Genomic DNA, 12,246 nt, shown 5'->3' on the forward strand with positions numbered 1-12,246 from the left:
TTCTATAAAAATTGTTGCTGAATTTCTTGACACCATCTATTGATAATGCTAAAATGTCTAAGGTGCGTGAGTAGCCATGTTATCCTTGTTCATTGGAGGTAAAGAGAATGACTGATGATAGAGGACTACAGGATGCTCAGGTCAAGATCGGTACCAAACAAACCGTCAAGGCGGTAGAGTTGGGCCTAGCCGCAGAAGTCTATGTGGCAGAGGACGGAGATCAAAGGCTTACTTCCAGGATAGTTTTGCTTTGTAACAAACAAGGTGTTAAGATCACATATGTGGATACGATGCTGAATTTGGGCAAGGCCTGCGGAATAGAAGTTGGCGCTGCGATGGCAGCCGTCTTAAAACAATAGCTACAGAAATGTTTTTGTACTGGGGTGAACACCAGCGGCAAGAACTTTTCATTTGTCTTTTTATGAACCGCCTGGGTCTGTGGGCTTAGAGTTCTTAAATCGACTATCATTTCAGGAAGGGGGTGGCAACAACATGCCAACAATTAACCAATTGGTTCGTAAAGGCCGTCAAGCCAAAATCGAAAAATCTAAATCTCCCGCTCTTCAAAAAGGGTATAACGCCCTCAAGCGTGAGGCTACAAATTTGAGCGCTCCGCAAAAACGCGGTGTGTGCACTCGTGTAGGCACAATGACTCCACGTAAACCAAACTCAGCGCTTCGTAAATATGCCCGTGTTCGTTTGACGAACCGTCTCGAGGTAACAGCTTATATCCCGGGTATCGGACATAACTTACAAGAGCACAGTGTTGTATTACTTCGCGGAGGTAAAGTAAAGGACCTTGCAGGGGTTCGTTACCATATCGTTCGTGGTGCTTTGGATACAGCAGGTGTAGCTAACCGGATGCAAGCTCGTTCTAAATACGGTGCAAAACGTCCTAAAGCTAAGAAGTAAGATAACAATATCTGAATAATAAACATTTAAGAAAGGGGGATATCCATGCCACGCAAAGGTCCAGTTACAAAGAGAGACGTATTGCCAGATCCGTTGTATAATAGCAAGTTGGTTACTCGTTTGATTAACCGCATTATGCTGGGTGGTAAAAGAGGTGTCGCTCAAAGCATTCTGTACAATTCATTCAAATTGATTGAAGAACGTACGGGTAAAGATCCGATGGAAGTTTTCGAAGCTGCCATCAAGAATATCATGCCGGTTTTGGAAGTCAAAGCTCGTCGTGTCGGTGGTGCTAACTATCAAGTACCTATCGAGGTTAAACCAGAGAGACGTACTGCTCTGGGATTACGTTGGCTCGTAAACTACTCTCGCAACCGCGGTGAGAAGACTATGGAAGAGCGTTTGGCGGCTGAGATCATCGACGCTTCCAACAACACAGGCGCTTCTGTTAAGAAACGTGAAGATACACACAAAATGGCTGAAGCAAACAAAGCGTTCGCTCACTACCGTTGGTAGGATAAAGGTCATTCAAATAACTTATATTTTGAAGGGAGATCCATTTCATGGCTAGAGAGTTCTCCTTAAAAAATACACGTAACATCGGGATCATGGCGCATATTGATGCTGGTAAAACAACTACCACAGAGCGGATTCTTTTCTATACAGGCCGTACGCACAAAATCGGTGAAGTTCACGAGGGTGCTGCTACAATGGACTGGATGGAGCAAGAACAAGAGCGCGGAATCACGATTACGTCCGCTGCTACGACTGCTGCGTGGAAAGGTCACCGCATCAATATCATTGATACCCCAGGACACGTTGACTTCACTGTTGAAGTTGAACGTTCCCTGCGTGTATTGGATGGGGCAGTTGGTGTATTTAGTGCAAAAGAGGGCGTTGAGCCTCAGTCTGAAACCGTATGGAGACAGGCTGACCGTTATAACGTTCCCCGGATTGCATATGTAAACAAAATGGACATTATCGGTGCGGATTTCCTTAACGTAATCGAAACTATGCGTGATCGCCTTCAAGCCAATGCAGTTGCTATTCAATTGCCAATTGGTGCAGAAAGTGATTTCACTGGTATTATCGACCTAGTTGAGCAAAAAGCACACATGTTCAGAGATGATCTGGGCCAAAACATCGAAGTAACGGATATTCCGGAAGAATATTTGGCCAAAGTTGAGGAGCTGCGTCTCGAGTTGATCGAGAAAGTTGCTGAACTTGATGAGGATCTGACTATGAAGTATTTGGAAGGCGAAGAAATTACAATTCCGGAAATTAAAGCTGCAATTCGCAAAGGCGTAGTTGAAGTTAAATTGTTCCCTGTAATTGCTGGATCTTCCTACCGAAACAAAGGGATTCAGCTTATGCTGGATGCTGTTGTTGATTACTTGCCATCTCCTCTTGACGTTCCAGCTATTACTGGACATCTTGATGACGGTACAGAAGCTGTTCGTCACTCTTCGGATGAAGAGCCGTTTGCAGCTTTGGCATTTAAAATTATGACAGACCCTTATGTTGGTAAACTTACGTTCTTCCGTGTTTACTCAGGCGTACTTGAGTCCGGATCATACGTAGTTAATGCAACTAAGAACAAGCGTGAACGTATTGGTCGTATCCTTCAAATGCATGCGAACAGCCGTCAAGAAATTTCCATCGTGTATTCTGGCGACATCGCAGCTGCTGTTGGTTTGAAAGATACCAGTACAGGTGATACACTGTGTGATGAGAAGAATCCAGTAATTCTGGAATCAATGAACTTCCCTGATCCAGTTATCGAGATCGCTGTTGAACCAAAAACTAAAGCTGACCAAGATAAAATGGGCGTTGCTCTCGGAAAGTTGACTGAAGAGGATCCAACTCTTCGTGCTCACACTGATGAAGAAACAGGCCAAACAATCCTGGCTGGTATGGGTGAACTTCACTTGGACATCATCATCGACCGTATGCGTCGTGAGTTCAAAGTAGAAACCAATGTGGGTAAACCACAGGTTGCTTACCGCGAAACGTTCAAGGCACCTGCTCGCGTCGAAGGTAAATTTGTACGCCAATCTGGTGGTCGTGGTCAATACGGTCACGTATGGGTTGAGTTTGAACCCCTCGAACCAGGTACTGGTAGCAAATTCGAAAGTAAAGTTGTTGGTGGCTCGGTTCCTAGAGAGTACATCGCTCCTGCACTTGCGGGTATTGAAGAACAAATGAAAAACGGCGTACTTGCTGGCTTCCCGCTAGTAGACGTTAAAGCTACCATCGTAGATGGTTCTTATCATGATGTCGATTCCAACGAAATGGCATTTAAAATTGCCGGTTCGATGGCACTCAAAGCAGCTAAAGACAAGTGTAAGCCTGTCCTGCTTGAGCCAATCATGAAAGTAGAAGTAACTGTTCCTGAGGAATATATGGGTGATGTAATGGGTATGCTGAACTCCCGCCGTGGCCGTATCGAAGGTATGGATTCCCGTGGTGGAGCGCAAATTATCCGTGCTAAGGTGCCTCTTTCCGAAATGTTCGGATACTCTACAACACTTCGTTCTGGTACACAAGGACGTGGCGTATTCTCAATGGAGCTTTCTCACTATGAAGAAGTTCCTAAATCCATTGCGGAAGAGATCGCTGCAAAGAACAAAGGCGCTGAATAATTACCAGTTTTAACTTGCCGTCCCGGGTATAAACACTCAGTCATCTAAGATTACAGGTATGCGGGCGGCTCAAATATAAGGAACCCCACATTAAGGAGGAACTGTTCAAATGGCAAAGGCAAAGTTTGAACGTAACAAACCGCACGTTAACATCGGTACTATTGGTCACGTCGACCATGGTAAAACGACTCTGACTGCTGCAATCACTACTGTATTGTCCAAAACTTACGGTGGCGCAGCTATCGCATTCGATCAAATCGACAAAGCTCCTGAAGAGCGCGAACGTGGTATCACAATCTCCACTTCCCACGTTGAATATGAAACTCCTAACCGTCACTACGCTCACGTAGACTGCCCTGGTCACGCCGACTATGTTAAAAACATGATCACTGGCGCAGCGCAAATGGACGGAGCTATCCTGGTTGTATCCGCAGCTGATGGCCCAATGCCACAAACTCGCGAGCACATCCTGTTGTCCCGTCAAGTAGGCGTTCCTTACATCGTTGTCTTCTTGAACAAATGCGACATGGTTGAAGACGAAGAGTTGTTGGAATTGGTTGAAATGGAAGTTCGCGACTTGCTTAGCGAGTATGACTTCCCAGGCGACGATACTCCAATCATCCGTGGTTCTGCTCGTGAAGCTCTGCAAAACCCAGATGGCGATTACGCTAAAAAAATCATCGAAATGTTTGAAACAATCGATGAGTACATTCCACTTCCTGAGCGTCAAACTGACAAGCCTTTCTTGATGCCTGTCGAAGACGTATTCTCCATCACTGGCCGCGGTACTGTGGCAACTGGTCGCGTAGAACGCGGAACAGTTAAAGTCGGAGAAGAAATCGAAATCGTTGGTATTCACGAAGATACTAAGAAATCCGTAGTTACGGGCGTAGAAATGTTCCGTAAATTGCTGGATTCCGCTCAAGCTGGGGACAACATCGGAGCATTGCTTCGTGGTGTTGACCGTAACATGATCGAGCGTGGCCAAGTATTGGCTAAGCCGAACTCCGTTAAACCACACACTGAGTTCACTGCTCAAATTTACGTTCTGACAAAAGAAGAAGGTGGCCGTCACAAGCCTTTCTTCACTGGATACCGTCCACAGTTCTACTTCCGTACAACTGACGTAACTGGTATCATCAACTTGCCAGAAGGTACTGAAATGGTTATGCCTGGTGATAACATCTCCGTAACCGTACAACTGATCTCCCCAATCGCTATTGAAGAAGGTACTAAATTCTCCATTCGCGAAGGTGGCCGTACAGTTGGTGCTGGTAGCGTAGCTTCTATCCAAAAATAATAATTCGACTTCTATCTGCGGGTAGATTCCGAATTACAAACACCCCTGATTCTTCTTGCGGAGAATCAGGGGCTTTTTTGTTTTTTCTGAGAATAATGTATTATTCGACACCAATTGATAATAAAGCATAACAATATGATCTTTTTCTACATAATTCGTCAAATTACAACAATCAATTGTTTACAATTATACTAATGATAGAGTAAAATGAAGGAGGAATAATAATGTAAAATAATAGGAATTGTGGGAGAGTGGTAATATGGGGAAATGTCCTTTTTCCTTCATGCATGCGTTAACTGCACGTAATAATAATGTGGATTCTCCTGCCTCTCATTCCTTAGACTTCAAGGATCAGAATCATTCTGTGGCAGAGTCTTTTCATAAGCTGGATGGACATGGTGAGCTTAACGAGCAGATGAGAATGATTGATCTAACTGAAGCAGATTTGAACTTACTACGCAGGGTGAAACCTGTTGTTGAGCAGAATATAGACTATATCATTGATCAATTTTACAATTCGGTATTAGGCGTAAATAAACTTGAAGCTATTATTTTAGAGCATAGCAGTATAGACAGGTTAAAAACTACTCTTCGTGGGCATATTCTAGAGATTTTTAATGGAAAAGTTGATGATGAGTACATAGCAAAGCGTCTAATGATCGCTAATATTCATAAAAAAGTAGGGCTTGAGCCCAAATGGTACTTATCTGCTTTTCAGAATCTTCAGAACGTATTTATACGCGTTATATATAATGAAACAAACGATGATAATACACGCCTTCGAGTGGTTCAGACCGTGACCAAACTCCTTAACCTTGAGCAGCAGCTGGTTCTAGAAGAATATGAGAAGGAGAACATAAAAGAGAAGGAAGAGCAATATCTATTGGTGAAAAATGAATTAAAACAAAAAATTTCAGAGTTTAGCGTTGAATTGATAGATTATAGCATCGATACTAATGCTGCTGTGAAGCAGCTAGTGGCAAGCAGCAATGAAGTAAGTAGAACATTCCAACGTACGGCTGCATCCGCCCTGGAGTCACAGGGATTAGCTACAGATGGGCATGAACACTTGGGTGATTTGACTGAGCAAATTAATCTTATATATCAGACCACCAGTGAGATGGAAGACTCGATCATTGAGTTAAGCGATTCCTCTAAGCAAATTCAAAAAATTGTGAACTCAGTAAGGGAAATTGCCGATCAGACTAAAATCCTCTCACTTAATGCAACGATTGAAGCCGCTAGAGCCGGTGAGCATGGTAGAGGTTTTAGTGTGGTTGCTCAAGAAGTTAGCCGACTTGCAGAGGATACTAAGAGTACTGTAATTCAGATCGTAGAGCTAACAAATAAATCTGGTCTACTCACTCAGCAGGTTGTAGAAGAGATTCGTAAGGTGCAGGAGTTAACTAAGAATGGGAAGCACCAATCGGTCGAGACTAGTCTTTTGTTCTCTGATATTGTAGACGCTATGCGTAGCAGTACACAGGAGATTGTAATAGTGGAAGAAGAAATAAGAACCTTAATCCAAACCATTGAGGGGATCGGAACAGCAACGGCTCAGACTGCTTCCTCCGCAGAGTTTTTTAAGTCTGCCACAGAGAATCTTTAACATATATATAGTAGAAGAACAGCGCATGAAAAAAATATGCGTTGTTTTTCTATTTTCGCTTGCAATACTGCTGCCTATTATATATAATAATAAATGTTGTTCTGAGACGTTGCGATGATGTGAGAGGTTACTGACACACCCGGCCCCTTTGCCATGGGGACGAGGTCAGAAAATTTTCACGGAGTATGTCCGATACCAAATTGGGCGATAGAAGGAGGGACTAAAATGGCAAAGCAAAAAATTCGTATTCGCTTGAAAGCATACGACCACAGAATTCTTGATCAATCCGCTGAGAAGATTGTTGAAACAGCAAAACGTTCGGGTGCAGGTGTGTCCGGGCCGATTCCGTTACCAACTGAGAAGCAAATCATTACTATTCTCCGAGCGGTACACAAGTACAAGGATTCCCGTGAACAGTTTGAACAACGGACTCACAAACGTTTGATCGATATTGTGAACCCAACACCACAAACTGTGGATGCCTTGATGCGCTTGGATCTACCGTCCGGTGTAGATATCGAAATCAAATTGTAATTCTATTTTAAGTAACTTAGGAAAAGAAAAGAGGTGTCAACATTGAAAGGTATCTTAGGAAAAAAACTCGGTATGACTCAAGTGTTTACTCCAGAAGGTAACGTAATTCCTGTTACTGTTATCGAAGCAGGACCTTGTGTAGTACTGCAAAAGAAAGACCTGAATATCGACGGATATGAAGCAGTGCAATTGGGCTTTTCTGATAAAAAAGAAAAACGCTCCAATAAGCCTGAACAGGGTCACGCCAAAAAGGCAAATGCAACACCTAAGCGCTACGTTCGTGAAATTCGCGGTGTTGATCTCGGGTCTCTCGAGGTTGGACAAGAGCTGAAGGCTGATATCTTTGCTGAGGGCGAATTTGTTGACGTAACTGGTACATCTAAAGGTAAAGGTTTCCAAGGTAACATCAAACGTTGGGGGCAAAGCCGCGGACCAATGGCACACGGATCGCGTTACCACAGAAGACCGGGTTCCATGGGTTCTATCCAAGCTAACCGTGTTCCTAAGGGCAAACGCCTTCCAGGACATATGGGTCACACGACTATTACGGTTCAAAAGCTTGAAATTATCAAGGTTGATGTTGAACGTAACGTATTGCTGGTTAAAGGCGCTATCCCAGGTCCTAAAAACAGCTTCGTGAAAGTTAAACAAACCGTTAAGAAATAATTATTGAAGAAAGGAGGAACATGAAATGCCAAAAGTAACACTTTTTAATATTAGTGGCAACGAAGTTGGTGAAGTGGAACTGAGCGATACAGTGTTCGGTATTGAACCGAATGAGCACGTTCTACATGAAGCTGCGCTTATGCAAAGAGCTTCCCTACGTCGTGGTACACACAAAGTAAAAGGACGTTCTGAAGTTCGTGGCGGTGGACGTAAACCTTGGAAACAAAAAGGTACAGGTCGCGCTCGTCAAGGCTCCATTCGTTCTCCACAATGGAAAGGCGGCGGCGTTGTCTTCGGACCAACACCACGTAGCTATTCCTGGAAACTGCCTAAGAAGGTTCGTCGTTTGGCGATCAAATCCGCTTTGTCCTCGAAAGTACTCGAGAATGACATTATCGTATTGGATAGCTTGACAATGAATGCTCCGAAGACGAAAGAATTCGCAGCAATCTTGAACAACCTGAAAGTAGATCGTAAAGCGTTGATCGTAGCTACTAGCTATGATGATAACGTAGCACTTTCCGCTCGTAACATCCCTGGGGTGAAATTCGTAGCGGCTGACGGCATTAATGTTCTTGACGTACTGACGTACGACAAACTGATCATCACTAAAGAAGCAGTTCTGAAGGTAGAGGAGGTGTTCGCGTAATGAAAGATCCTCGTGATATTATCAAACGTCCAGTGATTACGGAACGTACTTCCGACTACATGAGCGAAATGAAATACGCTTTTGAAGTGGATATCCGTGCTAACAAAACCGAAATCAAAAAAGCTGTCGAGGCTATTTTCAAAGTAAAAGTAACTAATGTGAACACAATGCGCGTACCTGGCAAACTGAAACGTTATGGTAAATATTCTGGTTACACTCCAGAGTGGAAAAAAGCCATCGTTAAGCTTAGCCCGGACAGCAAACCGCTTGAATTTTTTGAAGCGGTAGAATAATACTCTGTTGAAGTAAGGAGGGAACTACAGTGCCAATCAAAAAGTACAAACCGACCTCTCCGGCAAGACGCGCTATGTCCGTGTCTACGTTTGAAGAAATTACAACAAACCAGCCAGAGAAATCGTTGCTTTCTCCGCTGTTCAAACATGCGGGACGCAACAACCAAGGTAAAATTACGGTTCGTCACCATGGCGGCGGACACAAACGTAAATACCGTATTATCGACTTCAAGCGGACTAAAGACGGCATACCAGGTAGCGTTGCTACAATCGAGTATGACCCGAACCGCACATCTAATATTGCTTTGATCCACTATGCTGATGGAGAGAAACGTTATATCATCGCTCCTAAAGGTCTAAGAGTTGGGGATAAAGTAGAGTCCGGTCCTGCGGCCGACATCAAAATTGGTAACAGTCTTCCACTGGAGAACATTCCAGTAGGTACAGTTATCCACAACATTGAGTTGAAACCAGGTAAAGGCGGACAATTGGTTCGTGCAGCTGGTACAGAAGCTCAATTGCTTGGTAAAGAAGAAAAATACTGTTCCGTTCGCTTGTCATCCGGTGAGGTTCGTAAGATCCTTAGCGTATGCCGTGCAACTATCGGTTCCGTAGGTAACGAAGATCACGAATTGATCAAAATCGGTAAAGCTGGACGTAGTCGCTGGCTCGGCCGTCGTCCTGAAGTTCGCGGGGTAGTAATGAACCCTAACGATCACCCACACGGTGGTGGTGAAGGTCGCGCTCCAATCGGACGTAAATCGCCAATGTCTCCATGGGGCAAACCAACCCTTGGTTACAAAACGCGTAAGAAAAACAAGGCATCTGATAAATATATCGTTCGCCGCCGCACTAAATAAGACGCTTCTGGCAAGTTAATAAAGCGCGAAGCGTCGATTCGCGGTTTGAAGAACCGGATGAAGGGAGGATTCACACATGGGTCGCAGTTTAAAGAAGGGGCCGTTTATCGATGGCTACCTGCTTAAAAAAGTTGAGGAACTGAACGAGGCTGAGAAAAAGGTTGTTGTTAAAACTTGGTCCCGTCGCTCAACCATTTTCCCTCAGTTTATCGGACATACGTTTGGTGTATATGACGGCCGTAAACACGTGCCTGTATACGTAACAGAAGATATGGTAGGTCACAAGTTGGGCGAGTTCGCGCCAACACGTACTTACAAAGGCCACGCGGGTGACGATAAGAAAACAAGAAGATAATAATAAGGTCTCTGTTTGAAAGGAGGTTAAACAATGGAAGCAAAAGCACATGCAAGATCGGTGCGAATTTCCGCTCGTAAAGCGAAACTGGTTGTTGACTTGATTCGTGGTAAGCAAGTGGGGGAAGCAATTGCTATTCTTCGCCACACTCCGAAATCCGCTTCTCCGGTCGTTGAAAAGTTGCTTAATTCGGCAATTGCGAATGCTGAGCATAACTATTCTTTGGACGTGAACAGTTTGTTCGTTAGCGAGGTTTTCGTTAACCAAGGACCTACTATGAAACGTTTCCGTCCGCGCGCCATGGGCCGCGCAAGTCGGATCAATAAACGCACGAGCCACATTACACTGGTGGTATCTGAGAAATAAGGAGGGATAACACGTGGGTCAAAAGGTAAATCCAATCGGACTCCGAATCGGTATTATTCGCGATTGGGAATCTAAATGGTATGCAGGAAAAGATTTCGGTACTCTTCTGATGGAAGACGTCAAAATCCGGGAATACCTTAAAGGCAAATTGAAGGATTCCGCTGTTTCCCATATCGAGATCGAAAGAGCGGCTAGCCGCGTGAACGTTACAATTCATACAGCTAAACCAGGTATGGTTATTGGTAAAGGCGGAGCAGAAGTAGAAGTACTTCGCAGCGCAGTTACAGCAATCGCTGGTGGCAAAAAAGTACACATCAACATCAATGAAATCAAGCACCCTGAATTGGATGCAATTCTTGTAGCTGAGAGCATTGCTCAACAATTGGAACGTCGTGTATCGTTCCGTCGTGCACTCAAACAAGCGATTCAAAGAACTATGCGTTCTGGCGCAAAAGGGATTAAAACTCAAGTGGGCGGACGTCTTGGCGGAGCTGAGATTGCTCGTTCAGAAGGTTATAGCGAAGGAACAGTTCCACTTCATACGCTTCGTGCCGATATCGATTACGGAACGGCTGAAGCACATACAACTTACGGTCTTATCGGCGTAAAAGTATGGATCTACCGTGGAGAAGTTCTTCCCCCAGCTAAGAAACAAGCTGCTCAGGAAGGAGGCAACTAATCATGTTGGTACCAAAACGCGTAAAACACCGCAAGCAACAACGCGGACACATGAAGGGTATGGCAAAAGGCGGTACTGAATTGAACTTCGGCGAATTCGGCCTGGTTGCACTTGAACCGTCTTGGATCACTAACCGTCAGATCGAAGCTGCTCGTATCGCGATGACACGTTATATCAAACGTGGCGGTCAAGTTTGGATCAAGATTTTCCCAGATAAACCTATTACTCAAAAGCCTCTCGAGGTTCGTATGGGTAGTGGTAAAGGTAACGTTGAGAAATGGGTAGCCGTAGTTAAACCGGGCAAGATTATGTTCGAACTCGGAGGCGTGTCGGAAGAAATCGCTCGTGAAGCGATGCGTCTTGCCGCTCACAAGCTGCCTGTAAAGACTAAGTTTGTGAAACGTGAAGAATTGGGTGGTGAAGCAAATGAAAGCTAATGAACTTCGCAACTTAACCACTGCTGAGATTGAACAAAAGATCGCTGGATTCAAAGAGGAACTTTTTAATCTCCGTTTTCAATTGGCAACTGGCCAATTGGACAACCCAACTCGGATTCGTGACGTGCGTAAGGAAATAGCTCGTGCTAAAACCGTGATCCATCAAAGAGTGCTTGGGATTAGTTAAGTGAGACGGATCGCAGATCCGTATTCAGGAAGGAGGCTAACTAATGAGTGAAGAACGTAATGCACGTAAAGTGCTAATCGGTAAAGTGGTCAGTGATAAAATGGATAAAACCATCGTAGTTGCTGTTGAAACCTATAAGAAACACAATTTGTACCACAAACGCATCAAGTCTACGAAGAAATTCAAAGCACATGATGAGGGAAATGTTGCAAAGATTGGCGATACCGTAAAACTCATGGAAACTCGTCCGTTGTCTAAGGACAAACGTTGGAGACTAGTTGAAGTGGTAGAAGCAGCGGTTATCATCTAAGATAATCAAGAGAGTTTTTCCGGAAGGAGGAAATTATAATGATTCAACCATTTACACGTTTGCATGTGGCTGACAACTCTGGTGCGAAGGAACTGATGTGTATCCGCGTACTGGGTGGTACTGGACGCCGTACAGCAGCAATCGGTGATTTGATCGTTTGTTCCGTTAAACAAGCAACACCAGGCGGCGTTGTCAAAAAAGGTGATGTTGTTAGAGCGGTAGTTGTTCGTACGAAACGTTCCGTTCGTCGTAAAGATGGATCTTACATCGCATTCGACGAAAATGCAGCTGTTGTTGTTAAAGACGACAGAAGCCCTCGTGGAACACGTATCTTTGGACCAGTTGCTCGCGAACTTCGCGATAAAGACTACATGAAGATCGTTTCCTTGGCACCGGAAGTTATCTAATAAACACGGCACCAATAAGTTGAAGGTTAGTTATAGGAGG

At 44.3% G+C, this 12,246-nt stretch carries 18 protein-coding genes; all 18 read left to right on the top strand.

The window, feature by feature from the left end; genetic code table 11:
• Positions 1-107 precede the first annotated feature (107 nt).
• On the top strand, positions 108-359 hold the full coding sequence (locus tag MHH49_RS12640; protein WP_038573459.1) for a ribosomal L7Ae/L30e/S12e/Gadd45 family protein: 252 nt from the start codon (positions 108-110) through the stop codon (positions 357-359).
• A gap of 133 nt (positions 360-492) precedes the next feature.
• Positions 493-912: a 30S ribosomal protein S12 gene (rpsL, locus tag MHH49_RS12645; RefSeq protein WP_036680518.1), complete on the top strand. Its 420-nt coding sequence runs from the start codon at positions 493-495 to the stop codon at positions 910-912.
• 45 nt (positions 913-957) lie between these two features.
• A complete protein-coding gene (gene rpsG, locus MHH49_RS12650) occupies positions 958-1,428 on the top strand; it encodes a 30S ribosomal protein S7 (RefSeq protein ID WP_036680520.1) in 471 nt (156 codons plus the stop codon).
• A 47-nt stretch (positions 1,429-1,475) separates the two neighbouring features.
• Positions 1,476-3,554, top strand: a complete 2,079-nt coding sequence (gene fusA, locus MHH49_RS12655; protein WP_036680521.1) for an elongation factor G — start codon at positions 1,476-1,478, stop codon at positions 3,552-3,554.
• Positions 3,555-3,663: 109 nt separating this feature from the next.
• Entirely contained in the window at positions 3,664-4,854 is a 1,191-nt protein-coding gene (gene tuf / locus MHH49_RS12660; protein ID WP_036680523.1) for an elongation factor Tu, read from the top strand.
• A gap of 259 nt (positions 4,855-5,113) precedes the next feature.
• A complete protein-coding gene (locus MHH49_RS12665) occupies positions 5,114-6,463 on the top strand; it encodes a globin-coupled sensor protein (RefSeq protein WP_076130018.1) in 1,350 nt (449 codons plus the stop codon).
• A gap of 225 nt (positions 6,464-6,688) precedes the next feature.
• Complete coding sequence (gene rpsJ / locus MHH49_RS12670) at positions 6,689-6,997, top strand: 30S ribosomal protein S10 (RefSeq protein WP_017692074.1); 309 nt, start codon at positions 6,689-6,691, stop codon at positions 6,995-6,997.
• 42 nt (positions 6,998-7,039) lie between these two features.
• Positions 7,040-7,663: a 50S ribosomal protein L3 gene (gene rplC / locus MHH49_RS12675; RefSeq protein ID WP_036680532.1), complete on the top strand. Its 624-nt coding sequence runs from the start codon at positions 7,040-7,042 to the stop codon at positions 7,661-7,663.
• 25 nt (positions 7,664-7,688) lie between these two features.
• Positions 7,689-8,312 (top strand): 50S ribosomal protein L4, encoded by a 624-nt coding sequence (gene rplD / locus MHH49_RS12680; RefSeq protein WP_036680536.1) that lies wholly within the window; start codon positions 7,689-7,691, stop codon positions 8,310-8,312.
• On the top strand, positions 8,312-8,605 hold the full coding sequence (gene rplW / locus MHH49_RS12685) for a 50S ribosomal protein L23 (RefSeq protein ID WP_036680537.1): 294 nt from the start codon (positions 8,312-8,314) through the stop codon (positions 8,603-8,605). Before rplD ends, rplW begins: the two co-directional genes overlap by 1 nt.
• Positions 8,606-8,634: 29 nt before the next feature.
• Positions 8,635-9,465, top strand: coding sequence for a 50S ribosomal protein L2 (gene rplB, locus MHH49_RS12690; protein ID WP_036680541.1), 831 nt, complete (start codon positions 8,635-8,637; stop codon positions 9,463-9,465).
• Positions 9,466-9,541: 76 nt separating this feature from the next.
• A complete protein-coding gene (rpsS, locus tag MHH49_RS12695) occupies positions 9,542-9,820 on the top strand; it encodes a 30S ribosomal protein S19 (protein ID WP_036652940.1) in 279 nt (92 codons plus the stop codon).
• A gap of 33 nt (positions 9,821-9,853) precedes the next feature.
• Positions 9,854-10,186 carry a 50S ribosomal protein L22 gene (gene rplV, locus MHH49_RS12700; protein WP_036680546.1) on the top strand — a complete coding sequence of 111 codons (333 nt, stop codon included), beginning with the start codon at positions 9,854-9,856 and terminating at the stop codon, positions 10,184-10,186.
• A 13-nt stretch (positions 10,187-10,199) separates the two neighbouring features.
• On the top strand, positions 10,200-10,865 hold the full coding sequence (gene rpsC, locus MHH49_RS12705; protein WP_038573452.1) for a 30S ribosomal protein S3: 666 nt from the start codon (positions 10,200-10,202) through the stop codon (positions 10,863-10,865).
• A 2-nt stretch (positions 10,866-10,867) separates the two neighbouring features.
• On the top strand, positions 10,868-11,302 hold the full coding sequence (gene rplP / locus MHH49_RS12710; protein WP_036680552.1) for a 50S ribosomal protein L16: 435 nt from the start codon (positions 10,868-10,870) through the stop codon (positions 11,300-11,302).
• On the top strand, positions 11,292-11,489 hold the full coding sequence (gene rpmC / locus MHH49_RS12715; protein WP_019908232.1) for a 50S ribosomal protein L29: 198 nt from the start codon (positions 11,292-11,294) through the stop codon (positions 11,487-11,489). Before rplP ends, rpmC begins: the two co-directional genes overlap by 11 nt.
• 43 nt (positions 11,490-11,532) lie before the next feature.
• On the top strand, positions 11,533-11,799 hold the full coding sequence (gene rpsQ, locus MHH49_RS12720; protein ID WP_036680554.1) for a 30S ribosomal protein S17: 267 nt from the start codon (positions 11,533-11,535) through the stop codon (positions 11,797-11,799).
• A 38-nt stretch (positions 11,800-11,837) separates the two neighbouring features.
• A complete protein-coding gene (gene rplN, locus MHH49_RS12725; RefSeq protein WP_036680556.1) occupies positions 11,838-12,206 on the top strand; it encodes a 50S ribosomal protein L14 in 369 nt (122 codons plus the stop codon).
• Positions 12,207-12,246: the final 40 nt, after the last annotated feature.

This window comes from Paenibacillus sp. FSL F4-0122, from assembly GCF_038002845.1.
GTDB classification, from domain to species: domain Bacteria; phylum Bacillota; class Bacilli; order Paenibacillales; family Paenibacillaceae; genus Paenibacillus_AQ; species Paenibacillus_AQ odorifer.

Excerpts from the sequence above, each read along its gene's own strand:
- rpmC (WP_019908232.1), top strand. The coding sequence starts at position 11,292 with ATGAAAGCTAATGAACTTCGCAACTTAACCACTGCTGAGATTGAACAA.
- rplD (WP_036680536.1), top strand. The coding sequence starts at position 7,689 with ATGCCAAAAGTAACACTTTTTAATATTAGTGGCAACGAAGTTGGTGAA.
- rpsG (WP_036680520.1), top strand. The coding sequence starts at position 958 with ATGCCACGCAAAGGTCCAGTTACAAAGAGAGACGTATTGCCAGATCCG.
- tuf (WP_036680523.1), top strand. The coding sequence starts at position 3,664 with ATGGCAAAGGCAAAGTTTGAACGTAACAAACCGCACGTTAACATCGGT.
- rpsQ (WP_036680554.1), top strand. The coding sequence starts at position 11,533 with ATGAGTGAAGAACGTAATGCACGTAAAGTGCTAATCGGTAAAGTGGTC.
- rpsL (WP_036680518.1), top strand. The coding sequence starts at position 493 with ATGCCAACAATTAACCAATTGGTTCGTAAAGGCCGTCAAGCCAAAATC.
- rplV (WP_036680546.1), top strand. The coding sequence starts at position 9,854 with ATGGAAGCAAAAGCACATGCAAGATCGGTGCGAATTTCCGCTCGTAAA.
- rpsJ (WP_017692074.1), top strand. The coding sequence starts at position 6,689 with ATGGCAAAGCAAAAAATTCGTATTCGCTTGAAAGCATACGACCACAGA.
- fusA (WP_036680521.1), top strand. The coding sequence starts at position 1,476 with ATGGCTAGAGAGTTCTCCTTAAAAAATACACGTAACATCGGGATCATG.
- rplW (WP_036680537.1), top strand. The coding sequence starts at position 8,312 with ATGAAAGATCCTCGTGATATTATCAAACGTCCAGTGATTACGGAACGT.
- rplN (WP_036680556.1), top strand. The coding sequence starts at position 11,838 with ATGATTCAACCATTTACACGTTTGCATGTGGCTGACAACTCTGGTGCG.
- rpsS (WP_036652940.1), top strand. The coding sequence starts at position 9,542 with ATGGGTCGCAGTTTAAAGAAGGGGCCGTTTATCGATGGCTACCTGCTT.
- MHH49_RS12665 (WP_076130018.1), top strand. The coding sequence starts at position 5,114 with ATGGGGAAATGTCCTTTTTCCTTCATGCATGCGTTAACTGCACGTAAT.
- rplP (WP_036680552.1), top strand. The coding sequence starts at position 10,868 with ATGTTGGTACCAAAACGCGTAAAACACCGCAAGCAACAACGCGGACAC.
- MHH49_RS12640 (WP_038573459.1), top strand. The coding sequence starts at position 108 with ATGACTGATGATAGAGGACTACAGGATGCTCAGGTCAAGATCGGTACC.